The organism is Paenibacillus sp. PAMC21692 (assembly GCF_014303795.1).
Taxonomy (GTDB): domain Bacteria; phylum Bacillota; class Bacilli; order Paenibacillales; family Paenibacillaceae; genus Pristimantibacillus; species Pristimantibacillus agaridevorans.
Genome location: NZ_CP060293.1, coordinates 6,039,984 through 6,062,988, shown reverse-complemented (window position 1 = coordinate 6,062,988; position 23,005 = coordinate 6,039,984). Strand labels below are relative to the sequence as shown.

Genomic DNA, 23,005 nt, shown 5'->3' with positions numbered 1-23,005 from the left:
TCGAGAGGAGCAAGAATATGAGTGAACAGCTTGCAGTACGGACAGAAACGGTAGACGCGTTGAAGGTTTCCGTATTTAAGGATCGAGGCGCGCTTGGTGCGGCAGCCGGGAGTGACGTTGCCGCCAAGATTAAGGAGCTGCTGTCCGGGAAAGCGGGCATCCGGATGATATTCGCGGCGGCCCCGTCGCAGAACGAGCTGCTGGAGCAGCTGGCGCAGGATAAGGAAATCGACTGGTCGCGCATTACGGCCTTTCATATGGATGAATATATCGGACTGCCGAATGATGCGCCTCAGAAATTCAGCCGTTTTCTGTGCGAACGGCTGTTTGACAAGGTAAAGCCGGGCGCGGTTCACCTGATCGACAGCTCAAATACGATTGACGGCGAATGCAGCCGATACGGCGGATTGCTGCAAGAAGCGCCGATCGACATTGTTTGCCTCGGCATTGGGGAGAACGGACATATTGCCTTTAACGATCCTCCTGTCGCCGATTTTAACGACCCGCTTGCAATTAAAGCGGTGGAGCTGGACGAAGCCTGCCGCCAGCAGCAGGTAAATGACGGTTGTTTCCCGACATTCGAAGCGGTTCCGACTCATGCGCTGACGCTTACGATTCCCGCGCTGTTGTCGGGGGCTCACCTGTACTGCATCGTCCCGGGACCGACGAAACGCAAGGCGGTGGGCCGTACGCTAAACGGACCGATCTCGACGGAATGCCCGTCCACTAGTTTGCGGAACCATCCGGATTGTACTTTGTACGTGGACTATGACTCCTATGGAATCTCTTAATCGGCAGCAGGCGGTGAAGGCCATCCTCTACTCGACAGGAGAACCGATATCGATCCGGATGGAGAGCGGATGTTTTGCTGTGATCGAATCGATAGCCGTGGAGAACAAGGAAGAGCTGCCGATTATCGCCCCGGGTCTCGTGGATCTGCAGATTAACGGGTACGGCGGCTATGACTTTAACACGTTGCCTATTCCTGAGGAAGCCATAAGCGAAGCGGTCCGCAAGCTATGGGAGCAAGGCGTCACTTCTTTTTATCCGACCGTCATTACGAACAGCGGCGAAGCGATCCAGGCGGCAATGGAAACAATCGCCCGCGTATGCGGACAGGATGCGGCAGCGGCCCGCGGCGTTGCCGGCATTCATCTGGAGGGACCGTTTATCTCGCCGCATGACGGCGTCCGAGGCGCGCACAACCGCGATTATGTAAGGCCGCCGGATTGGGAACTTTTTAGCCGCTGGCAGGAAGCCTCCGGCGGACGGATACGGATCGTGACCCTCTCGCCGGAATGGCCGGAGAGCGTACCGTTTATCGAGCGCTGCGTGAAGCATGGAATAACGGTGTCGATCGGGCACACCTCCGCAACGGCTGAGCAAATTCAGGCTGCTGTCGAAGCCGGCGCGCGAATGTCGACGCATCTCGGCAACGGAGCCCATCTCATGTTGCCACGCCATCCCAATTACATTTGGGAGCAGCTGGCGCAAGACCGGCTGTGGAGCTGCGTAATCGCTGACGGCTTTCACTTGCCGGATCAGGTGTTAAAAGTCGTGCTCAAGGTGAAGGGAGAGCAAGCGATGCTGGTGAGCGACGCGGTCTCTCTAAGCGGTTTACCGAGTGGTGCCTATACGACCCATGTCGGAGGGGAAGTGGTGCTGACGCCGGAAGGCAAGCTGCATCTCGCCAGCAATGAGCGGATTCTGGCCGGTTCGGCGCAAATGCTGTTATGGGGCATCGAGCATCTAACGAATCGGGGGCTCGCCGAATTGGCGGAAGCCTGGGACATGGCGTCTGTAAGGCCGGCTGGCTTCATGAAGCTGTCTGCGGCTGCAGGCTTGGCCGCAGGCGCCCCGGCCGACTTCGTTCTCTACCGAAGGGACGACGAACGGATCCGACTAGAGCAAACCTATAAATCCGGCGAATTGGTGTTCCATGGATCGGAAAAGTTGCAGGAGGGAAATCGATGAAATTTGCAGCGTTTAGCGGAGTTTTTATAGACCATAGCATTCAAGAGGCAATGCAGCTGACGAAACGGCTTGGCATGGACGGTATCGAAATCGCCTTGCGCGAGCCGCATCTGTCTCCTGCGACGAGCCTGCCGCGCGTAAAGGAAATGAAAACGCTGGCGGACAGCCTGGGCTTGGAGATACCGGTTCTGGCCGGATATATGGGCGGGTTCTCCACGGCTAGCGATACAGAAGCCGAGAAGGCATTTGACGATTTCAAACGGATGCTTCCCATCGCAAGCGAGCTTGGCGCCTCTATGATTCGCGTGATGCCGGGCGGACCGAACGCCTTCCTCGCCCATGATTATCACTTTGCCAAGGCGGCTCACTGGCTGGATATGTGCGCAGCGGAAGCCGAAGGGGAGGGCATCAGGATTGTATTGGAAATCCATAATCTGTCGTTGGTAGAGACCGTAGACAGCAGCCTTCGCCTGCTCGGCCTGCTGAAACACGATAATGTCGGCATGATTCACGATGCCGGTAATATGTACATTACCGATACGGATTACGGTCGCGATTCGGTCGACAAGCTGGGCAAACATTTATTTCACGTGCATGTCAAGGACGAACGGCGGATCGAAAAAGCCGGCGAGCCTGGTACCTTCGTAAACTTGACCCATCGGGGCGAAGAAAGCTTTCTGCAAAGCCGCCTGGGAGAAGGAGAAGCCGATCATCAGCCTCTGTTCGACGCGCTTCTCGACAAGGGATACAAGGATTGGGTTACGCTGGAATGTCATGCGCCGTTTCCAGCCTACGAACGGCTTGAGCACGATTTACGTTTTATAAAAAAAATGCTGGGCCGCACGTCCCGCTGAAAACAGATTGTTCTCCGCAGCCGTTTGAAATATGCTAACTATAAGAGGCACAATAATTGAGTGTTCAAAAAGTTCGTTTTCGACTGGTGGTATGGATATGGAGATGCCTTATTTTCAAAGCAAGGATATGCTCAGCAAGGACTTTCCCTTTAAAATCATACGCCACACGAACATGGAGCTTAAGCAGCCCCTGCATGTCCACGAATATGTGCAGATTGCTTATGTGCTTGGAGGGGTATGCAATCATCAGCTGCGCGGCAAGTCGCTCATGGTCAGCCGAGGCGATATATTTATCATTTTGCCCGGCATTGAGCACAGCTTAAGCGCGATTGAGGACAAGCCATTTGAAATCGTGCTTCTCGATTTCATGCCTTTTCTGGTGCGGGAGGAGCTGAAGCCGTTCGCCGAGACGCTGCAGCCTTTTTTTCAGCAATCCCGGCAGGAGGACGCGGCTGCCTTGCATCAGCCCTGGCTGCACATCGACAATAGCAAACAGCCGCTCGTCGAGCAGCTTCTGCAGGATATTCAGGACGAGCTTGAGCATCGCGAGGCGGGATACGAATACTCTGTCCGCACCAGCCTCATTAAGCTGCTGATTTTAATCGACCGAGAATACCGCAGATTGTGGAGAAAGCCGGCCAGCAGGCCTGCGCTCGCCGACCAGCATCCAATCGATGAGGTCAAGCGGTACGTCTATAACAATTACAGCCAGGATATCCCGCTGGAGCACGGCGCTCTTATTGCCAATATGGCGCCTGCCTACTTCAGTCATATGTTCAAGAAGGAGACGGGGCAGACGTTTATCGATTTTATGAATGAGGTTCGAATCGAACGGGCGATGGAGCTTATTCGGAGGGATTCGCATACGATTACTCAAATCGGCTTCCAGGTAGGTTTTCATCACTTGAGCCATTTTATTCGGACCTTTAAGAAACGTACGGGAATTACGCCCACGGAATACAAAAAAACCTTTGGACATAACCCATAAATTGATCTCATGACGAGAAGAGGAGCTTACCTATGACGAATAAAGCATTAAAGGTAGGAATTATCGGGCAAGGGCGCAGCGGACGCAACATTCATGGCAATCTTCTTGTCCAGATTTCAGAGTATTATACAATCGCGGCGGTAGCCGATTCCATTCCCGAGCGCCAGGAGCTTGCAAGGCAAGAGTATGACTGTAACGCCTACGCGAGCTGGGAGGAAATGGTCCAAAACGAGGAGCTTGATCTCGTTGTTAACGCATCGCCAAGCCATCAGCATTTCTCGATTTCGTTGGAATTGCTAAATCGCGGGTTTAATGTGCTATGCGAGAAGCCGCTTGCCAAGACGGCGGAAGAAGTCGACAAATTAATCGAAGCCTCCGAACGTTCCGGCAAATTAATAGCGATCTTCCAGCAATCCCGTTATCAGCATGCGTTTACGAAGATCCGTGAAGTCATCGAGTCCGGTGTGCTTGGACGCATTGTACAAGTCAATTTTACGCTTAACGGCTTCGCCCGCCGCTGGGATTGGCAGACGCTGCAGAGCAACAACGGCGGAAATCTGCTCAATACGGGTCCGCATCCCGTTGATCAGGCGCTGCAACTGTTCGGAACGGATATCATGCCGCAAGTAACTTGTATAATGGACCGCGCGAACACATTCGGCGATGCGGAGGACTATGTCAAGCTCATTATGAGAGGCCAAGGACGTCCGACGATCGACCTTGAAATTTCCTCATGCTGCACTTACGGCCGCGAGCCATTCAACATTCAAGGCACGAACGGCGGCCTCCGCGGCACGGCGCAGCAATTGGAATGGAAATATTTCAAGTCGGAAGAGGCTCCCGAGCAGCAACTGATCAAGGAGCCGCTGTTCGACAAGAACGGTCTTCCCGCCTATTGCAACGAAACGTTAATCTGGCATGAAGACAGCTGGAGCTTAACGCTGGATGAGGGCAAAACACCGTTTGAGGATATGACGGAAAAGGTCTACATGATGCTGTATCGATCGATAACCGAGGGTACGGAGTTGGAAATTACGCCTCAGCAGGTTCGCCAGCAAATGATGGTCATGGAAGAGTGCCGCCGTCAAAATCCGCAAATTTACGGATAATTAGCCATTTATAATCCCTTTATTCACGAAAGCGACAAACATTTTTGACAGAATGATGAGGGTTGGTTTGAGGAACCGCAAATCATGGGCACAATATGGTAACCTATAGAAGTGAATTTACTTTAGGGGGAGTGTTACCGTCATGCGTGTCCAAGGCAATACGGTTAGTGTCGAACCAATTCCAACCTCAGTCACGAAGGTACTCTTCGAAACGATAAAAATTGGCATCATCAAGTCGAACCTCATCGCGATGGTCGCAGGCCTTACCATGGCGCTGTTCGTTCATGACATCCCGTTTATGGATCGGATCGGCAATATCGCGTTGGCATTGATCGGATCAGCACTCGTGATCGGCGCAGCCGGCATCTTCAATAACCTGTACGACCGCGATATCGACAGTATTATGGATCGGACGAAAAACAGGCCGACCGTATCCGGCATCATCGATACTTGGAGCGGACTGATTATGGGGGGCTGGATCGCGCTCGGCGGTCTTGTCGCGCTGTATATTGCTTCTCCGCTATCCGCTTTAATGGGGTTCCTGGGACTGTTCCTCTACGTTGTGCCTTACACCATGTGGACGAAGCGCAGAACCATCTATAACACGGAGGTTGGAAGCTTGTCCGGCGCAATGCCTCCGCTGATCGGCTGGGCCGCGATTTCTCCGGATATTTTTCATCCCGGCGCCATTGCGTTGTTCGTGTTGATGGTCATCTGGCAGATGCCGCATTTCTACGCCATCGGGATTCGCCGCATGGAGGAGTACCGGGCGGCTAACATTCCGATGCTGCCCGTCGTCAAAGGAATTAAAAGAACATACGTGCAGATGAACGTGTATTTGGTCGCATTGTTTATGAGCAGCTTCTTGTTCTGGTCCTTTAATCCATACATTGCCATTGCGAATGCGCTCCTGAGCTTGGGCTGGCTGATACTCAGCATTAACGGTTATCGGCGGAAGCAGGAGGACAAATGGGCACGTTCGATGTTCATATTCTCGCTTAATCACATAACCGTGCTGCTGCTATTGATCGTCGGCTACTCCGTGGGCGCTCCATTATTGTAAAGACAGCAAAGAGCCAACCAACCTTGTAAGGTTAGTTGGCTCTTTGTTTTGTTGCAGAAACAAACGGGTACCATAGTGATAGTGACATTTGTCACAGCATGAATGAGCGTCTATCCATATAATGGACCTATACACTACATAATATGAATTTGGAGGTGCAAAGATCATGTCGAAAGAGATCAATATTCCTGAGAACCCGGTCTCCAGATTTCTATTCAGCAGCACGAAGGCTGGTTGGATATGGCTTTTCGTAAGATTGTATCTTGGTTATTCGTGGATCACTGCAGGCTGGAAGAAAGTGAACTCGGATGCATGGGTTGGCGAAAACGGGGGAGCCGCGATCAAAGGTTTCGTAAGCGGAGCGTTGGCCAAGGCTGAAGAAGGCAAGGATGTAACGGGCTGGTACGCATCGTTTCTCGAAAATATGGTATTGCCAAATGCGAAAGTATTCGCGGTTATGGTCGCATTCGGCGAGCTGCTTGTCGGGATTGGCTTAATCGTAGGATTACTTACAGGTATTGCAGCATTCTTTGGTGCTATCATGAATGTAAGCTTCTTGTTCGCGGGTACACTAAGCACGAATCCTCTGCTGTTTATCCTTGCCACATGGCTCGTCCTGGCTTGGAAAAATGCCGGCTGGTACGGACTGGACCGCTTCGCATTGCCGCTGCTTGGAACGCCGTGGGCACGGAAAGGCAATGAATTTGTCGGGCACGACAGGAATAACACGTCTGTATAACGAGCCAACCAAACCTATGCCTTTAATGGCGTAGGTTTTTTTCTTTTTGTTATTGATTATATTCGGATGTCATCGAGAGAAATGCGTTAAGCTCTTGGAAAGATTACATTATGCAAATTCGCTTTGTCTCGGAAATCGATGTCGAAGCTGAAGCAGTGCAAGTAGTCCCTAAGGAGAGATAGTCGATTCGTTGTGTGATAAAGCTGGAAATAAAGCTGCAATCAATCATAGCGGAAGTGAGGGTCCTTATATGGATCGTTTGGCGGGATATTTAAATCTAACGGAACTCTGCGACGTTATTCGCGAGAAATCCAGGCTAATCGCGAACTTTTGCCCCTCATAAGGGTTGTCAGTTCCATTAGATTTGCGAAATGCTGCTTTTTGCTGAAATAACGCCTTTCAGTTCCGTTACAGTTGCTCCCGCGCCTCCGCCCCCGTTCAGTTCTTACCGGACACTTGCCCGTAATTTCACCTCCGCACAATGAATCGACAGTCTAAGGGACAAGAGTATCCTTGTCCCTCTCTTAGCGTTATTTTATTGCGCCGCCAGATTCATCTCGGCGCACATCAGGATAAAGGCCCCCGCGCCGTGCAGATCGTTTTCGCTGGTCGGGCGCGCGATGTAGTGGGCATAGTCGCCGATTCCCGTGCCGATGCAAATGTTGCCGATGACGACGTTGCCGTTCTCGTCGAATTTCAGCGTATCAATGACGCCTTGATAACCCTTCCAGGCCTGCTCCATATACTTGGCATCCAGATAACCGAACCGGACAGCCTTGGCAATGGCATGCACGAACAACGACGTGCAGGAGTTCTCCAGCCAGTTATCCGGGCGTTCTCCTTTGTCGATAACTTGATGCCACAGACCGGTAGCGGGATCCTGAAAGTTCGTCAGAGCGATCAGCAGATCCTGCAGGATCGTGACGAGCTTGGCTTTGTCCGGGTGGTCGGATGGAAAGTGTTCGAACATCTCCAGCAAGGCGACGGGATACCAGCCGATGGCGCGGCCCCAAAATTCCGGAGCAAGGCCCGTGTCGGGATCGGCCCAGTCGGCTTCTTTGGTTTCGTCCCAGCCATGGTACAGAAGGCCGGTAACAGGATCCTTCGTATGTTTCTCCATCAGCAGCGCCTGGAAGGCCATCATGTCGAAATAGTCGCTGTCGCCGAACGTATTGGCGAATTGCGCAGCGATCGGCCCGGCCATGTACAGGCCGTCCAGCCACATTTGGTTGGGATAATGGCCTTTGTGCCAGAAGCCGCCGGAGGGGTTCGTCGGCCACGACTTAAGCATCGGCACCAAAGTGTGCAGCGCCTTCTTGTAACGTTCGTCGCCCGTCTGCTCATAGAGGGTAAAGAGAAGAACGCCGGGCTGGATATCGTCCAATTCGTCGGATTTAAATTTCTTAATGCTGCCGTCCTCGAGAATTTGGCTGTCGACCCAGCCTTTCATGTAGTCGTAGAGCTTCTGCTCGCCGGTCTGCCGCCAGGTCTTCTCCATGCCGGACAGAAAGACGCCTTGATGATAGTGGAATCGGTCGGGCGGAAGATTCTCCGGTTCGAATTTGGCCATGATCGCCTCGCAGGCTTTGTTCGCCCAGCCGATCGGCGTCGTAAGGGATGATGCGGTTGTCATGCGTATCCTTCCTCCTTGTGGTTTGTACTCTCATTCTAGCATCAGGAAATGTACATGTTTTGCGAATAGTTGTGCTTTCTTCTTATTTCTTGCGCTATAATGGGTAACAGATGCCGAAGGAGGGATAGCAGCATGCACGATCTATATTTTGAAAACGGAGAGGCAACCTTTCTGGTCTCCCACCGGAAAGCGCTTCGCCACCATATGCCGGCGAGCCACTTTCACAGCACCTACGAGATCTACTATCTGATGGCGGGCAAGCGGGAGTTTTTTATACAAGACCGGACGATAACGATCCATGAAGGCGATGTCGTCATTATTGCTCCTAATATTTTGCATCGTACGACCAATGCGGAGCAGCCGATGCACGAAAGATTTATCATCAATATGCATGAGCGCCTATTCTCGTCCGACGGCGCCCATAAGGAGGCGCTTCGTCCTCTGTTGGAGAAGGATTACTTGGTCTTAAGCGGTTCCCTGCGCAATAGGCTCTCCCTTGATACGCTTGCAGGAACGATTATTCAAGAGATGAAGGAGCGGGGCGGCGGATTCGAATTGTTGGCCCGATCGCTCGCCGTGCAGCTGCTGATTGCCTGCTGCCGTCACTATCGGCAGCATGAGGAGGAGCTTCCTTTATCGCCAAGTCCGATGCATGATCGCATATCGGAGATCGTCCGCCATATTAACGATCATTACCAGGAGGAGTTGTCGCTGGCGCTTATGGCGGACAAGTTTTATATCAGCCCCTATTATTTGAGCCGCTCCTTTAAGGAGGCGACGGGTTTCGCGTTCGTAGAATACGTCAATAGCGTGCGGATCAAGGAAGCGAAGAAGCTGCTTGAGCTTTCCTCGCTCAAGGTCAATGCCATTGCGAGGAAGGTGGGCTTCGGCAGCGTGACGCATTTCGGCCGGGTATTTAAGGAAGTCACGGGCCATGCCCCGTTATATTATAGAAGAAATAGGGTGTTCTAGCGAGACCCGAACGTCACCCGATAAGCGGTCGGAGAGAAGCCGGTCGACGCCTTGAAGAGGCGGGATAAGTAGGAGATGTCGGGTATTCCGACCCGGTCTCCAATCTCGGATAACAAGAGGTTTGAAGTGACAAGCAGCAGCTTGGTTTCTTCGAGCCTCTTCTTATTGACGTACTGGATCGGCGATGTGCCGAATTGACGCTTGAATACGCGAATGAAATAGTTGGGATGCAGATGGGCCTGCTCCGCCAGCTCTTCTATGGTCAAATTCCGATGATAGTTGCTCTGAATGTGCGCGATCACTTGCTGGAGAGGCTCCGCCAATGCGGCAGGCCTCAGAGTTGGCTGGGCTGCAACGGCATGCTCCAGGTAGTAGGCGATTAGTTGGAGCATGGCGGATTTCACGAGCAGCGGAGCGCTGATGGAGGACAACGAACGGTATTCGAACAAAGCCCGGAAGAGACGCGCGGCTTCCCCGTCGTTTTTTGCTTCGATGAAATCCGGCACTTGCAGCAAGTCGAACAGATTGCGTTCTCCTACCCGGGCCGTGAAGTGGCACCAATACTTGGTGAATCTTGTTCCCGACGTGTACGAGAAGGATTGTTTGACGCCCTGCGGCATCAAGAACCATTGTCCTGGCGCGGGATGGTATTCCGAGTCGCCGATCTTTAACCAGCCCTCCCCGTCGCATATGTAATAAAACTTGTTATAGTCCGGCGTATAGTCGAGTTCCCGCCAATCGGTCCATACCTGATTGTAGCCTACCGCGGTTACGCGCACGTCCAGGTTCTCCATGTATAATCGGGTTAGCGGCAGGCTGCTCACATCCACACTCTCCGTTCCGTCATCGTTAGATAGTTTTATACAACAGGAAGTTAACATTAGACATTCATTGCGACAGTCCAAGTCTGCTAGGATGGAATCGAATCCGAAAATTAGAATGGAGGCCCCGATAGAGGCGGGCTCCACTACGATTTTAACATTCATAGACGGAATTCGGTAGACAAGAGCAGAAGAATGAAAGAGGTGCTTGCATGCATAATAACGAGCCGCGCATGATGTTCGACAGACCGGCTACATACTGGACGGAAGCGCTGCCGGTCGGCAACGGACGCCTGGGAGCGATGGTCTTTGGCGGAGTAGAGTCGGAACGCATCCAACTGAACGAAGATACATTGTGGTCCGGCGAGGCGAGAGATTGGAACAATCCGAGGGCGAAGGAGGTGCTTCCCGCGATTCGGGACAGCATCGCGCGGGAGGATTACATCGAAGCGGATCGTCTCGGCAAGGAGATGATGGGGCCCTATACGCAGTCCTATCTGCCGCTTGCGGATCTGTTGCTGACGATGGATCACGGCAATAACTGTCGCGGTTATTCGCGAACGCTGGATTTGACCTCGGGCCTTGCGTCCGTCACGTATACGATCGGGGGAATTCAATACAACCGCGACACGTTCGTCTCTCATCCCGCCCAGGCTGTCATTGTGAGACTGGAGGCAAGCGAGCCCGGCATGTTGAGCTTTCGCGTCAGATTAACAAGCTTGCTGCGTGCGCGAACCAACGGCGAAGAGGGAGATTATACGATAGAAGGCGTTGCGCCCGAGCAGGTATGGCCGAACTATTACAACTCGGCTAATCCTATCCAGTATGGCAATCCCGAGACGTCAAACGCGCTGCGTTTCCACGGCCGTTTAAGGGTCGTACTCGAAGGGGGGCGACTGAGCGTTGGTCATGACGGCGTACAAGTAGAAGAGGCGACGGCGGCAACCTTGTATTTCTCCGCGGCGACTTCCTTCGATGCCGTGCTTGGCGAGGCAAGAAAGGACCGGGTGCCTTCTCGCGTGACGCTTGCCGCTATTGAGGAAATCGCCGATCAATCCTATGCCGTTATTCGGGAGGCGCATATCGCCGATCATAGGGAGCTGTTCGGGAGGGTTGCGCTTCGTCTCGGCGAGGCCAAGGCGCCGGCGAACATGAGCATGGATCGCCGTATTATGGAATACGGCAGCGACGATCCGGGGCTGGTGGAGCTGCTGTTCCATTACGGCCGTTACCTGATGATGGGAAGCTCCAGGCAGGGAACGCAGCCTGCCAACCTGCAAGGCATCTGGAACGAAGAGACGCGCGCGCCCTGGAGCAGCAATTACACGCTTAATATTAACGCGCAGATGAATTATTGGGCAGCCGAAAGCTGCAATATGGCCGATCTCCACGAGCCGTTGCTGGCTTATATCGAACGGCTCGCGAAGAACGGAAAGGAGACGGCCACCGTCAATTACGGAGCAAGGGGCTGGGTGGCTCATCATAACTCCGATCTGTGGGCGCAGACTGCGCCAGTCGGCAATTACGGCGAAGGCGATCCCGTTTGGGCGCTCTGGACCATGGGCGGGGTCTGGCTGACCCAGCATCTATGGGAGCATTATGCGTTCAGCGGGGACGTCGAGTTCCTGCGACAGCGCGCATACCCCGTCATGAAGGAAGCGGCGTTGTTCTGCTTGGACTGGTTGTACGAGGATGCGAACGGTTTCCTTGTGACGGGACCGTCGACATCGCCGGAGCATCATTTCGCGGCCGGCGAAGGATTGCATGCGGTCAGTGCGGCCGCGACGATGGATCTGTCGTTAATCGCCGAGTTGTTCGACAACTGCATGGAAGCGGGGAAGGTTTTGGGCGGGGAGGAATCGTTCGCGAAAGAACTGGCTGCAGCGAAGGCCAAAATGCTGCCGCTGCAGATCGGGAAGCATGGGCAATTGCAGGAGTGGTCCAGCGACTTCGACGATGAGGACGTTTATCATCGTCATGTCTCGCATCTTGTCGGCATCTATCCCGGCAAGCTCATCACGGAGCGGACGTCGCCTGAGCTGTTCGGCGCGGCGCGGACCTCGCTGGAACGGCGGGGAGACGGCGGGACCGGCTGGAGCCTTGGCTGGAAAATCGGCCTGTGGGCTCGATTTAAGGACGGCAACCGGGCGGAACGGCTGATCGCGGGCCTGCTGACGCTCGTGAGGAACGATGAGCCTGGCGACTACAAAGGGGGCGGCGTCTACGCCAATCTGTTCGACGCGCATCCGCCGTTCCAGATCGACGGCAACTTTGCCGCGACGGCCGGAATCGCGGAGATGCTGCTGCAATCGCATGAAGGCATCCTCGAGCTTCTGCCCGCGCTGCCCGATAAGTGGCCTTCGGGAGAGGTCGGCGGACTTCGCGCCAGGGGTGGATACGAGGTCGGTCTTAAGTGGGAAGGCGGCGTCCTGAGAGAAGCTACTTTGCTCTCCGGCAGGGATCAGCTATGCGAGATAAGCGCACAGCAAGCGCCTTCCCGAATGATTGGAGGAGACAAGGAAGTTTTGTGGACGTCCTCCATCGAAGGGCGATTTGCATTTGCGGTTACGGCGGGAGTCGTGTACCGATTGTTGTTCTAGAATAAGGGTTAAGCCAAACAACCGTTCCTTCGTTGGCGGCGGCGTCAGCCGCCATGCAACGAGGAACGGTTTGTTTGCAATCAGGATATTTTTAAGAGTCGGCTATGACTCACGGCTTCATCCAATCAGGCTTCGACTAATTCTGGCCGTTTTACCTGAAGCGGAGGAGGAATGAGCCAGCCTTTCTCCTTATTCATCTCCAGGATGCGAACGGCGAGGGCTGTTTTGGCCAAATGGTACTTGGCGTACAGGGCTGCAATGTCTTCCCTGATGCATTGGATCATGGCTTGGCTGCATCCCACAATCCCTGCCGCCGTATCGGCAGAGATCGCAGCCGCGATTTCCATATCCGTAAATCTTGCGCCGACCGGAATATCCTCCAGCTTGACTGGCGGTCTTTCGGCAGGAGCAGGAATAGGCGCGATTCCGTTGTTTGTAAGCAGTTGGTCAAGCTCTTTCGCTTCCAACTTGGATTGGTCGAGGAGTGCTTCCAAAATTTTCTTCAGTTCTTTGTCCCCGGCATGGTTCTGATAAGCCTGATAACAGGAAATCATCCCCTTCGCCACCATAGAACCCTGCCAAGCGGTGTAAATCTCGCCATAATGCATGGGTTCATCCTTCGGGTTACCGCTCAAAATACCCATTTATAACACTCCTTTAGATTAGTAAACGCCTTGTTTAGCTTTGCCTTCTTTTTAAAAAATATGATGTATAGGGTATCTAAAGAATGTCGTTGGATAAGCATACATATTTTAGTCCTTGCGCGGGAACAATTGTTCGTATTAAGATGATAATAAGAACAAATGTTCGAAAGGTCGGATGCAAGATGAACAATGGCGTGGGACTTCGTATCGCATTACCCCGATTGCTTCGTGCCGCTGATACTCTGTCTGCGAGGGCGGTGAGATGTCATGCCCTCTGAACGTTCCATATTGCTTGTGGATGGTCAGTCCTTCTATGCGAGCGTTGAGAAGGCCGCGCATCCGGAATACCGGGATAAGCCTGTAGCCGTGGCCGATCCGGAGCGGCGAAGCGGGATTATATTGGCGGCATGCCCGCTCGCCAAGGCGCAGGGAGTTACAACGGCGAGCAGAGTGTTCGAGGCGAAGGCTCTCTGCAAGGATCTCGTCATCATTAAACCTCGCATGCAGAGGTACATTACGTACTCGTTGTTAATTACGGAGATTTTCGAAACCTTTACCCCATTGGTGGAGCCGTATTCCATCGACGAGCAGTTTCTGGATGTGACGGGTTCGCTTGGCTTATTCGGATCGGCGGAGGAGATCGCGGTCCAAATACAACATAAGGTCAAGCTGGCTACCGGCGTATGGTCCCGGGTGGGCATAGGGCCGACAAAGGTGTTGGCCAAGACGGCTACGGATAATTTCGCGAAGAAACAGCCGTCCGGGATCTATCGGCTTGACCATTCCGATATCGAGAAAGACCTGTGGCCGCTGCCGGTCCACAAAATGTTTATGGTTGCTTCGCGCATGACCCGGAGGTTCACGATGTGGGGGCTGGATACCATCGGACATATCGCCCGGATGGAGCTCCCGATGTTCAAAAAGCAGATGCGCCGGATGATGGGCAAGCAATCGGACATTCAGGCCGAATACTATTGGCAGACGGCTCGCGGCATTGATCCCAGTCCGGTCGTTGCTTCTATAAGCGCCCCGCTAAAGTCCGTCAGTCATGGCAAGACGCTTAGAGCTTCGTTGTATACGCGAAGGGAGGATATCGAGGTTGTCCTGCTGGAGCTTTGCATCGAGGTCTGCCGTCGTGCGCGCAGGCTCGGGGTGCAGGGCAGGGTGATCTCCCTTGGCATGGGGGAGACCGATGGGAAGAGGGGCAACAGGTTCAACCGGCAGCTTACCCTGCTGCATCCGACATCGCTTACCCATGAGTTGTCGGCTGCCGTTCTTCGCTTATTCGAAGAATATTGGCAGGGCATGCCCGTTACCCATATTATGATCGCTCTTAATCAGCTCTCCAGTGACCAGGTGCAGCAGCTTGACCTCTTTGAGGACCGCTATAAAACATTCGAGCTGGAGAAAACAACGGACGCGATCAAGGATCGGTTCGGCGACATGGCAATCATGAGGGCATCCTCGCTTCTCGATGCCGGAGTAGCTCGCGAGAGGGCGGGACAGATCGGGGGTCACTTTAAATGAGCAAGCTGGATGGCAATGAACGGTGGAAATCCAAGATGCTGCTTACGGAGCACAAGGAGCAGTACGAGAAGCGACACGAATCGAAGCAGGTGGGCAGACCAACAGCCGACGAGTTAGACCAAATACGAGATTATATAATGTATCCGCACATGCTCACCATGATTCAGAAGAGCATTCAGGATCTGTCCTTCATGCAGGTTTCCCTCAAGGGAGTCCTCGTTCGCTGCATGGAATATCTGATGCAGAGGGTCACGGCCGACTACTATGCCCTCAAGAAGGAGTTCAGGCTAAAAAATATAAAAGTGATCGAGGAGGAGATGAATGACGGGATCCTCTACTTCCGTTATTTCTGCAGGGGCTATGAGGAGAAATTCGGCGTGGTCAGGGAATCCTTGCGGTCCGAGATCATTATAAGAATGACCGAATACACGAAGGAGATCGGCCAACAGCTGAAGTTGAAATGAGCCGTAATATCACTTACCGAGCTTTCCGAACAATTTTCACATACTCCCGAGGCTTATAGTTGACCAGGCTAATATCGTTTTCCGGCGTGGTTAGTTCCCTATAGGTTCCTTCGGACTTGGGGGATAGGTTCACCGTATTTGGACGCTCCATTTGTACCGAATAATTGGACCAGGCCGCTACCCCTGCTATAAAAATAAAAATGAGCAAACAAATCATCCATTTCGCATGCAGTGACAACGGGATCACTCCTTTCTCATAACAGTAATCCCCTGCCTGCATGAATCTCATTCCGCTTTTGACAAAAAGGATAGGGCTGGGATATAATAACGACAGATTTATGGCCAAATTTCATATGATGCAACACTCGGAGGAGCCTGCCAAACGCGGGCTCTTTTTGCGTTTTTTCAGGCATACGCGGGCAACCATAATAGTGCAAGTTCAACAACCTCTAATAAGGGATATGATGGTGCGTGGAAGTGGTCATACTTTAGAGATAGAAGGATTAAGGGGGATAGATTGTGTCAGTCATTCATTTCGTCATTATTTTGCCTTTTTTGTTCGCTCTGATTGTGCCAATCGCGAACAAGATACTACCGAAAGTTCATACGGGCTGGTTCGTGCTGCCCCTGCCGATTGCGATATTCGTTCTCCTGTTGTCTATGATCCCAAGCATAGAGAACGGCAGCGAAATAAGCGGCTCCCTTCCATGGATTCCTTCGCTCGGCATTGGGTTCGACGTTTATGTGGATGGACTTAGCTTGCTGTTTGGCTTATTAATAGCGGGAATCGGTTCATTGGTTCTGTTGTATTCCATTTATTATCTGGATAAGAGCAAGGAGAAATTATCGCACTTTTATGTTTATCTGATGTTGTTTATGGGAGCGATGTTCGGACTTGTGTTGTCCGACAACCTGATGGTGCTCTACGCCTTCTGGGAGTTGACGAGCATCTCCTCGTTTCTCCTGATCGCCTTCTGGGATCGACGGGAGCGTTCGCGGTACGGCGCGCTTAAGTCCATGGTCGTTACCGTTTGCGGCGGTCTTGCGATGTTTGCGGGTTTCGTGCTTCTGTATGTGATGTCGGGTACGTTCAGTATTCGAGAATTGGTGGAGACCATACCGCAATTGGCGGAACACAAGTTGTTCGTAACGGCCATGCTGCTCGTTCTGGCAGGCGCATTTACGAAGTCGGCCCAGTTCCCGTTCCATATTTGGCTGCCGGATGCCATGGAAGCGCCGACGCCCGTCAGCGCCTACTTGCATTCGGCGACCATGGTCAAGGCCGGCATCTATTTGGTTGCCCGCCTTAGCCCGGTTTTCTCCGGACATGCCGTCTGGCTATGGATGGTATCCGGCGTCGGGCTTCTTACGTTGATATATGGTTCCTATCGGGCGATCAAGCAAACGGATCTGAAGGCATTGCTTGCCTTCTCGACGATTAGCCAGCTTGGTCTCATTATGAGTTTGCTCGGGATGGGCTCGGCCGCGGCATTTTATCCGGGCACCAGCCAATACCTGTTCTTCGCCAAAGCGACGACGGCCGCGATTTTCCACCTTATCAACCACGCGGTCTTCAAAGGCGCGCTGTTTATGGCGGTAGGCATCGTCGATCACGAGACGGGTACGCGCGACATCCGGAAGCTTGGCGGACTGATGGCGGTTATGCCGATTACCTTCACGATCACGCTGCTTGGCGCCTTCTCGATGGCAGGCATACCGCCATTCGGCGGCTTCCTCAGCAAGGAGATGTTCTTTACGGCGCTGCTGCAAATCCGCGAGCTGTCGTTCGCCAGCATGCAATTGTGGGGTTCCCTGTTTCCGATCGTGGCATGGGTCGCCAGCGTATTCACGTTTGCCTACAGCCTGCTGCTTGTGTTCCGAACGTTTAGCGGGAAAGCACAGTTCGAGAAGCTCGAGAAGAAGCCCCATGAAGCGCCGCTCGGCATGCTGATACCGCCGCTCGTCCTGGCATCGCTTGTCGTTGTGTTCGGCCTGTTCCCGAATCTGTTGTCCCATACGCTGATTGAACCCGCAATGGCGGCGATTCATTACACCGGTCTTCAGCCGCAGGAACAGTTTATGGTTTCCATTGATATGTGGCATGGCTGGAATACGGAGCTGTATATGACCATTGGCGTCGCTATCGTCGGTACTGCCATATTTATTTTGCATCGACGAGCCGCGTGGGTAAGCAAGCCGCTCACCAATCGGGTCTCGCTGAGTGGCGCTTACGATGAAGGGCAACGCCTGCTGGACAATGCTGCCGGGCGATTGACTCGCATGTACATGACGGGCTCCGTTCGTCATTATTTAATCTATATCTTCTTGTTCCTTGTGTTGTCTTTGGGACTGACCATGTGGCTCGAGGAAGCATTTGCGCTGAACACGGAAGGAATGGCGACAACCTCCTTCTATGAAGCGGTCGTCATTGGAGCGCTTGTTCTGTCCGCAATAGCTGTTCCGTTCGCGAACTCAAGGCTGATGGCTATCATTCTGACCGGGATGGCAGGGTATATGGTAACGCTATTTTTCGTCATCTTCCGGGCGCCGGATCTGGCGTTGACCCAGTTAATCGTGGAGACGGTGTCCGTGGCTCTCTTCTTGTTATGCTTCTACCACCTGCCGAAGCTCAAGAAGGAGCTTGTCAGACTGCCGTTTAAATTATGGAATCTGTTGATCGCCGTAAGCGTTGGCGCGGTCATGACGCTTATTGCGCTAAGCGCAAGCGGCAGCCGAAAGTTCGAATCGATCTCCGATTATTTTATCGAGAACAGCTACAAGCTTGCCGGTGGGAAAAATATCGTCAACGTGATACTCGTCGACTTCCGGGGCTTTGACACGATGCTGGAAATTGTCGTGCTTGGCATTGCGTCCTACGGCATCTATGCGCTGATCAAGCTAAAGGTAAAGGAAGACGAGAACGATAGGCCGCTCGGGCCAGACGCTATGAAATACGATGTGTATGCCGGTATTCGAAGCAATGACGTTATCCTGCGCACGGTTGCCAAGCTGGTGGTCGTCCTCGTCCTGATCTATTCCATGTATCTGTTCTATATGGGGCATCATCATTCGGGAGGCGGATTTATCGGAGGGTTGATGGCTTCGGCAGCGCTACTGCTGTTGGCCATTACCAATGGCGTGGATAAGATCGCGCGCATTGTTCGCGTGGACTTCAAACGACTTACGGCAATCGGCATTCTGATTGCATTATTAACCGGAACCGGCAGCTTCCTGGCAGATGTGCCGTTTCTAAGCCATACATTCGGCTATTTCGACATTCCGCTCCTTGGAGAGCTGGAGCTGGCGACGGCAACGCTGTTCGATCTGGGAGTCTATTTGACCGTTATTGGCGTAGCGTCGACCATCTTGTTTACGATCGGGAGGGATAAGTAGCGATGGAATTGTATATGTCACTCGCGATCGGCGTGTTATTTACGGTCGGCATTTATCTTATCCTGTCCAAGAGTCTGCTCCGTATCGTGTTGGGGTCTTCCTTCCTGTCGCATGGCGTACATCTGCTGCTGCTGACGATGTCGCGTCTTAAGACCGGAGCGCCGCCGCTGCTTGACGAGAAAGCGGAAGCCTACGTTGATCCCTTGCCGCAGGCGTTGATCCTGACGTCAATCGTCATCAGCTTCGGCGTCACTTCGTTCCTGCTAGTCCTTGCGTATAAGGCATACAAAAAGCTGGGTACGGATGATATGGAAGAGCTAAGGGGGAACGAGAATGAATAACTTGCTTGTACTGCCGCTGCTCGTCCCGCTGTTTACTTCGGTTCTGCTTGTCTTTATGCGGCGTAGTATTTTGTTGCAGCGCTGGTTGAGCGGGGCAAGCAGCCTCGCGGGCGTCGCTATCGCCGTATCAATCGTCATTCATGTCAAAAAAGACGGCGTTCAAACCCTGTATATGAGCGGCTGGGCACCGCCTTATGGCATTGCTTTTGTCGGAGATATGCTGGCCGCGCTGCTTGTGCTGGCAACGACGGTCGTCGGCTCGTTTATCGTATTTTTCTCAATGGGCAGCATAGGGGAAGAGAGAGAGAGCTATTTTTATTATCCGCTCTTGCAATTTCTGCTCGTTGGCGTCAACGGATCATTCTTGACGGGCGACATCTTTAACCTTTTTGTTTGTTTCGAAGTGATGTTAATCTCCTCTTATGCGCTCATCGTGTTAGGAGGGACGAGGCTTCAACTCCGGGAGACGCTTAAGTATGTCATCATTAATGTCGTATCTTCGGCCCTGTTCGTGGCAGCCGTAGCTTATTTGTACGGCGTGACAGGGGCTCTTAATATGGCCGACCTGTTCCTTAAGGTGGCGGAAGCCGGACAAGGAGGCATCCTCAACGTCATAGCGCTGTTGTTCCTGATCGTGTTCTCGCTGAAGGCGGGCCTTCTCCTTTATTTTTGGCTGCCGGGCGCCTACAGCGCGCCACCGACTGCGGTTACGGCTCTGTTCGGCGCGTTGTTGACCAAGGTGGGGGTGTATGCGCTCGTTCGCACCTTTACTTTGGTCTTCGGCGGCATGCCGGAGGTGACGCATGTCTGGATCGGCTGGATGGCGGGCGCAACGATGGTTCTTGGGGCGTTCGGGGCGCTGGCTTACAAGGATATCCCGCGCATCTTGAATTACAATATTGTTATAAGCGTGGGCTTTATCGCTTTCGGGCTTGCCGCGGCGAATCGCGACTCATTGGAAGGCGTTGTTGTCTATCTGCTGCACGATATGATAGCCAAAGCACTGCTGTTGTTGCTCGGCGGGTTAATTATTCGTGCGGCGGGGACGGGCAAGCTCTCCGAGATGGGCGGACTGATGCGGCGCAATGCGCTGCTCGGATGGATGTTCTTCGCGACTATACTGGCTGTTGCGGGCATTCCGCCTCTTAGCGGCTTCGCAGGGAAGCTGCTCATTGTGCGCGGCGGTTTGGAAGGCGAGCACTATCTGCTCACCGCAGTTTCGCTGGCGACAAGCTTTGTTGTTCTGTATTCCTTGATGCGAATATTCATGGCGGCTTTCTGGGGCGATGAGCGTGCGACGGCTTCTGCGACCGATGCAAGAAAGGCCAGTCTGTTGCTGCCGACCGCGGGATTAATGCTTATTGTTGTCGCTATGGGCTTCGGGTCGGAATGGATATATGAATTCGCTAGCGAGGCAGGGCGGACCCTTCTGGACCCGTCCAGTTATGTACAAGCGGTGTTGAAGGAGTAGTGCATGATGAGAATGATAAGGAAAACAGGGGCTGTCTTAAGATTGATAGCCATGTTTAACAAGGAACTGTTGTTGTCCAGCGTGACGGTTCTTCGGGAAGTGCTGCGCCCCAAGCTCAACATTCGCCCAGGCATCATCAAGCTGGATACGGAGCTAAGGACCGATTTTGAAATTACCTTATTGTCTATCCTGATCTGTTTGACGCCGGGGACGCTTACGCTTGATGTAGCCGGCGACGGGAAAACATTGTACATTCATGCCATGGACATTAACGACCCCGACGAGCTTGCGGCGCAGATCAAAGGTTCTTTCGAACGCGCCATCATGGAGGTAACGAGATGACGACAACACTGCTGTGGGTTTCCCTTATTTTGTTATCGCTTGCCATATTGGGAGCCTTGTACCGATTGCTAAAGGGGCCGTCTATTGCCGATCGGATTGCGGCGCTGGATACGATAGGCATTTTATTGCTGTCCATGATTGCCGTCCTCGGCATAACGACGGGGACTCGGGCGTATTTCGACATCATATTGGTTATCGGCATATTAACCTTTATCGGGACAACCGCAATGGCGAGATATATCGAGAGGGGGGTTGTCCTTGAGTCTGGAGATGATGGAACGAATAATTGAAGTTGTATTTGCAATCCTGATCCTTTTGGGGGCAGTCATCGCGGTCATTAGCGTGTTCGGACTCATACGATTGCCGGATGTGTATTTGCGCTCCCACGCGGCTACCAAGAGCGCCACGCTTGGCGTGCTTCTTATTCTGCTCGGCGCCTTTTTTTACACTTGGTTCATTCATGATTTTTTCAGCATCAAGCTGCTCCTGGGTATTTTGTTTGTTTTTATCACTTCGCCCGTTGCGGGCCATCTTAACGCGCGGGCCGCTTACCGATCAGGCGTAGCTTTGTGGAAGGGAAGCGTACGCGATGATTTCAGAGAAGCGATCAAACAAGAGAGGCAACAGGAGATAGAGGAAATAAAAAATCGCAATTAAAGAGGTTGTTCAACCGAAACTGGAACCACGTCCATTTGGATGTGGTTCTATTTCGGGTTGACTTTAGCTTCGTACATGTCTAAAATTTTAACAGTAAAAATATTCACATTTAATGGTGCCAGGATATGAAAATAGGAAATGAGGTCAAGAATGAAGACGGAGAACAAGACAACTGCAGTATGGAACATTATATTACGAGGCGTTATTGTTGTAATTGGTGCCTTAATTACAGCCTACGGCCTTGAAGCCGTTTTAATTCCGAACAACGTATCCGATGGAGGCGTGACAGGTCTCAGTATCGTAGGGTCAAGGCTCTTCGATCTGCCTTTAGGTCTTCTCATTGCAATTCTAAATATACCGTTTGTCTATTTGGGCTATAAGCAGATTGGCAGAAGCTTCGCGATTTATTCCGTGCTCGGTATCGCTTCGCTGGCGGCCGGCACCTTCTTTATGCATCATATTACGCCGATCGTGGAAGGCGATACGCTGCTTGTTACCGTTGTCGGCGGTATTATCATCGGTCTGGGAATGGGTCTTGCGCTGAGGAACGGCGGCGCGCTGGACGGCATTGATATGCTGGCGGTACTGCTCTCGCGGAAGCTTCCGTTCGGAACAAGCGATATGATCCTGTTCCTTAACGTATTCGTTTTTATCGTTGTATCGACAGTCTTTGGCTTAAAGGGGGCTATCCTGTCGGGAATCGCTTACTTTATCGCTTCGAAAGTCATACATATCGTCGAGGAAGGCTTGAGCGGAGCCAAAACGTTTAAAATCATTACCAAACATCCAGAGATGATGATCGAAACGATTCGTGATCGACTGGGCCGCGGTGCTACGTATGGCGTGGTGCAGGGCGGTTATACAAATGAACATTTCAAAGAAATTACATGCGTTATCAACCGCTTGGAAGAACGGAAGATGAAAGAAATTATTCGCGAAATCGACGAGAATGCTTTTATCATGGTGTATGAAGTGGCTGAAGTTAAAGGCGGCAGCTTTAAGAAAAAGGACATTCACTAGGAGCGGATCATCAAATGGAAGCATTTGCGGAATATTTGGATGGTATCGGAAACCCGGAGCACCGGGCACGGGTGGAAGAGGTATTTGCTTGGGTGAAGGAGAAGTTCCCGGAGCTGGTGCCTAAGCTGGCTTGGAATCAGCCGATGTTCACCGATCACGACACTTTTATTATAGGCTTCAGCGTGTCCAAACAGCATATGGCTGTTGCGCCTGAGCGTGCAGGCATGAACTATTTTGCAGAAGAAATTGTACAAGCTGGACACGATCATACCAAAGAGCTGGTTCGCTTTAAGTGGAACCGTCCGTTTGACTACGGCCTATTAGAGAAAATGATCGAGTTTAATATCCACGATAAGGCGGACTGCACGACATTTTGGCGCAAATAGTAGGGGA

Annotated in this window: 21 protein-coding genes and 1 pseudogene; 19 read left to right on the top strand and 3 right to left on the bottom strand. The window is 52.5% G+C overall.

Annotated features, from left to right (window positions below):
- The first annotated feature begins 17 nt into the window (after positions 1–17).
- The 7 genes from H7F31_RS24845 (at position 18) to H7F31_RS24815 (ending at position 6,727) form a co-directional block, all read left to right on the top strand.
- The gene (locus tag H7F31_RS24845; RefSeq protein ID WP_187100967.1) at positions 18–791 is read left to right on the top strand and encodes a glucosamine-6-phosphate deaminase; all 774 of its coding nucleotides are present in this window, start codon (positions 18–20) and stop codon (positions 789–791) included.
- Complete coding sequence (locus tag H7F31_RS24840; protein WP_187100966.1) at positions 778–1,974, top strand: N-acetylglucosamine-6-phosphate deacetylase; 1,197 nt, start codon at positions 778–780, stop codon at positions 1,972–1,974. The genes H7F31_RS24845 and H7F31_RS24840 overlap by 14 nt, the downstream gene beginning before the upstream one ends.
- Positions 1,971–2,828: a sugar phosphate isomerase/epimerase family protein gene (locus H7F31_RS24835; protein WP_187100965.1), complete on the top strand. Its 858-nt coding sequence runs from the start codon at positions 1,971–1,973 to the stop codon at positions 2,826–2,828. Before H7F31_RS24840 ends, H7F31_RS24835 begins: the two co-directional genes overlap by 4 nt.
- Positions 2,829–2,925: 97 nt before the next feature.
- Entirely contained in the window at positions 2,926–3,816 is an 891-nt protein-coding gene (locus H7F31_RS24830) for a helix-turn-helix transcriptional regulator (RefSeq protein ID WP_187100964.1), read from the top strand.
- Between the two features lie 32 nt (positions 3,817–3,848).
- Positions 3,849–4,925 carry a Gfo/Idh/MocA family protein gene (locus H7F31_RS24825; RefSeq protein ID WP_187100963.1) on the top strand — a complete coding sequence of 359 codons (1,077 nt, stop codon included), beginning with the start codon at positions 3,849–3,851 and terminating at the stop codon, positions 4,923–4,925.
- Between the two features lie 142 nt (positions 4,926–5,067).
- Complete coding sequence (gene cyoE, locus H7F31_RS24820) at positions 5,068–5,988, top strand: heme o synthase (protein WP_108993298.1); 921 nt, start codon at positions 5,068–5,070, stop codon at positions 5,986–5,988.
- Positions 5,989–6,154: 166 nt separating this feature from the next.
- On the top strand, positions 6,155–6,727 hold the full coding sequence (locus H7F31_RS24815; RefSeq protein ID WP_108993297.1) for a DoxX family protein: 573 nt from the start codon (positions 6,155–6,157) through the stop codon (positions 6,725–6,727).
- A gap of 535 nt (positions 6,728–7,262) precedes the next feature.
- On the opposite strand, the gene H7F31_RS24810 is transcribed toward H7F31_RS24815, so the two are convergent.
- Positions 7,263–8,360: a glycoside hydrolase family 88/105 protein gene (locus tag H7F31_RS24810; protein WP_187100962.1), complete on the bottom strand. Its 1,098-nt coding sequence runs from the start codon at positions 8,358–8,360 to the stop codon at positions 7,263–7,265.
- A 132-nt stretch (positions 8,361–8,492) separates the two neighbouring features.
- Between H7F31_RS24810 and H7F31_RS24805 the strand changes: the two genes are divergently transcribed.
- Positions 8,493–9,332, top strand: a complete 840-nt coding sequence (locus H7F31_RS24805; protein ID WP_187100961.1) for an AraC family transcriptional regulator — start codon at positions 8,493–8,495, stop codon at positions 9,330–9,332.
- Here the strand turns inward: H7F31_RS24805 and H7F31_RS24800 are convergent.
- On the bottom strand, positions 9,329–10,156 hold the full coding sequence (locus H7F31_RS24800; protein ID WP_187100960.1) for an AraC family transcriptional regulator: 828 nt from the start codon (positions 10,154–10,156) through the stop codon (positions 9,329–9,331). The genes H7F31_RS24805 and H7F31_RS24800 overlap by 4 nt on opposite strands.
- 209 nt (positions 10,157–10,365) lie before the next feature.
- Here H7F31_RS24800 and H7F31_RS24795 point away from each other — a divergent pair, with 209 nt between their 5' ends.
- Complete coding sequence (locus H7F31_RS24795; protein WP_187100959.1) at positions 10,366–12,753, top strand: glycoside hydrolase family 95 protein; 2,388 nt, start codon at positions 10,366–10,368, stop codon at positions 12,751–12,753.
- Positions 12,754–12,878: 125 nt separating this feature from the next.
- On the opposite strand, the gene H7F31_RS24790 is transcribed toward H7F31_RS24795, so the two are convergent.
- The gene (locus H7F31_RS24790; protein ID WP_187100958.1) at positions 12,879–13,397 is read right to left on the bottom strand and encodes a DUF3231 family protein; all 519 of its coding nucleotides are present in this window, start codon (positions 13,395–13,397) and stop codon (positions 12,879–12,881) included.
- A 267-nt stretch (positions 13,398–13,664) separates the two neighbouring features.
- Between H7F31_RS24790 and H7F31_RS24785 the strand changes: the two genes are divergently transcribed.
- The 10 genes and pseudogenes from H7F31_RS24785 to H7F31_RS24740 all read left to right on the top strand — a co-directional run bounded on the left by H7F31_RS24785 (position 13,665) and on the right by H7F31_RS24740 (position 22,998).
- Positions 13,665–14,924 carry a DNA polymerase IV gene (locus tag H7F31_RS24785; protein WP_187100957.1) on the top strand — a complete coding sequence of 420 codons (1,260 nt, stop codon included), beginning with the start codon at positions 13,665–13,667 and terminating at the stop codon, positions 14,922–14,924.
- A complete protein-coding gene (locus tag H7F31_RS24780) occupies positions 14,921–15,388 on the top strand; it encodes a YhjD family protein (protein ID WP_187100956.1) in 468 nt (155 codons plus the stop codon). The genes H7F31_RS24785 and H7F31_RS24780 overlap by 4 nt, the downstream gene beginning before the upstream one ends.
- 519 nt (positions 15,389–15,907) lie before the next feature.
- Positions 15,908–18,781, top strand: coding sequence for a Na+/H+ antiporter subunit A (locus H7F31_RS24775; protein WP_187100955.1), 2,874 nt, complete (start codon positions 15,908–15,910; stop codon positions 18,779–18,781).
- A gap of 2 nt (positions 18,782–18,783) precedes the next feature.
- Complete coding sequence (locus H7F31_RS24770) at positions 18,784–19,122, top strand: Na(+)/H(+) antiporter subunit C (protein WP_087572781.1); 339 nt, start codon at positions 18,784–18,786, stop codon at positions 19,120–19,122.
- On the top strand, positions 19,115–20,593 hold the full coding sequence (locus H7F31_RS24765; RefSeq protein WP_187100954.1) for a Na+/H+ antiporter subunit D: 1,479 nt from the start codon (positions 19,115–19,117) through the stop codon (positions 20,591–20,593). The genes H7F31_RS24770 and H7F31_RS24765 overlap by 8 nt, the downstream gene beginning before the upstream one ends.
- 21 nt (positions 20,594–20,614) lie before the next feature.
- Positions 20,615–20,935, top strand: a pseudogene (locus H7F31_RS24760) (Na+/H+ antiporter subunit E); the annotation flags it as partial.
- Positions 20,932–21,225, top strand: coding sequence for a Na(+)/H(+) antiporter subunit F1 (locus tag H7F31_RS24755; RefSeq protein WP_187100952.1), 294 nt, complete (start codon positions 20,932–20,934; stop codon positions 21,223–21,225). The pseudogene H7F31_RS24760 and the gene H7F31_RS24755, both read left to right, overlap by 4 nt.
- The gene (locus H7F31_RS24750) at positions 21,209–21,592 is read left to right on the top strand and encodes a Na+/H+ antiporter subunit G (protein WP_187105524.1); all 384 of its coding nucleotides are present in this window, start codon (positions 21,209–21,211) and stop codon (positions 21,590–21,592) included. The genes H7F31_RS24755 and H7F31_RS24750 overlap by 17 nt, the downstream gene beginning before the upstream one ends.
- 150 nt (positions 21,593–21,742) lie before the next feature.
- Entirely contained in the window at positions 21,743–22,612 is an 870-nt protein-coding gene (locus tag H7F31_RS24745) for a YitT family protein (RefSeq protein ID WP_187100951.1), read from the top strand.
- A 14-nt stretch (positions 22,613–22,626) separates the two neighbouring features.
- Positions 22,627–22,998 carry an iron chaperone gene (locus H7F31_RS24740; RefSeq protein WP_187100950.1) on the top strand — a complete coding sequence of 124 codons (372 nt, stop codon included), beginning with the start codon at positions 22,627–22,629 and terminating at the stop codon, positions 22,996–22,998.
- Positions 22,999–23,005 lie beyond the last annotated feature (7 nt).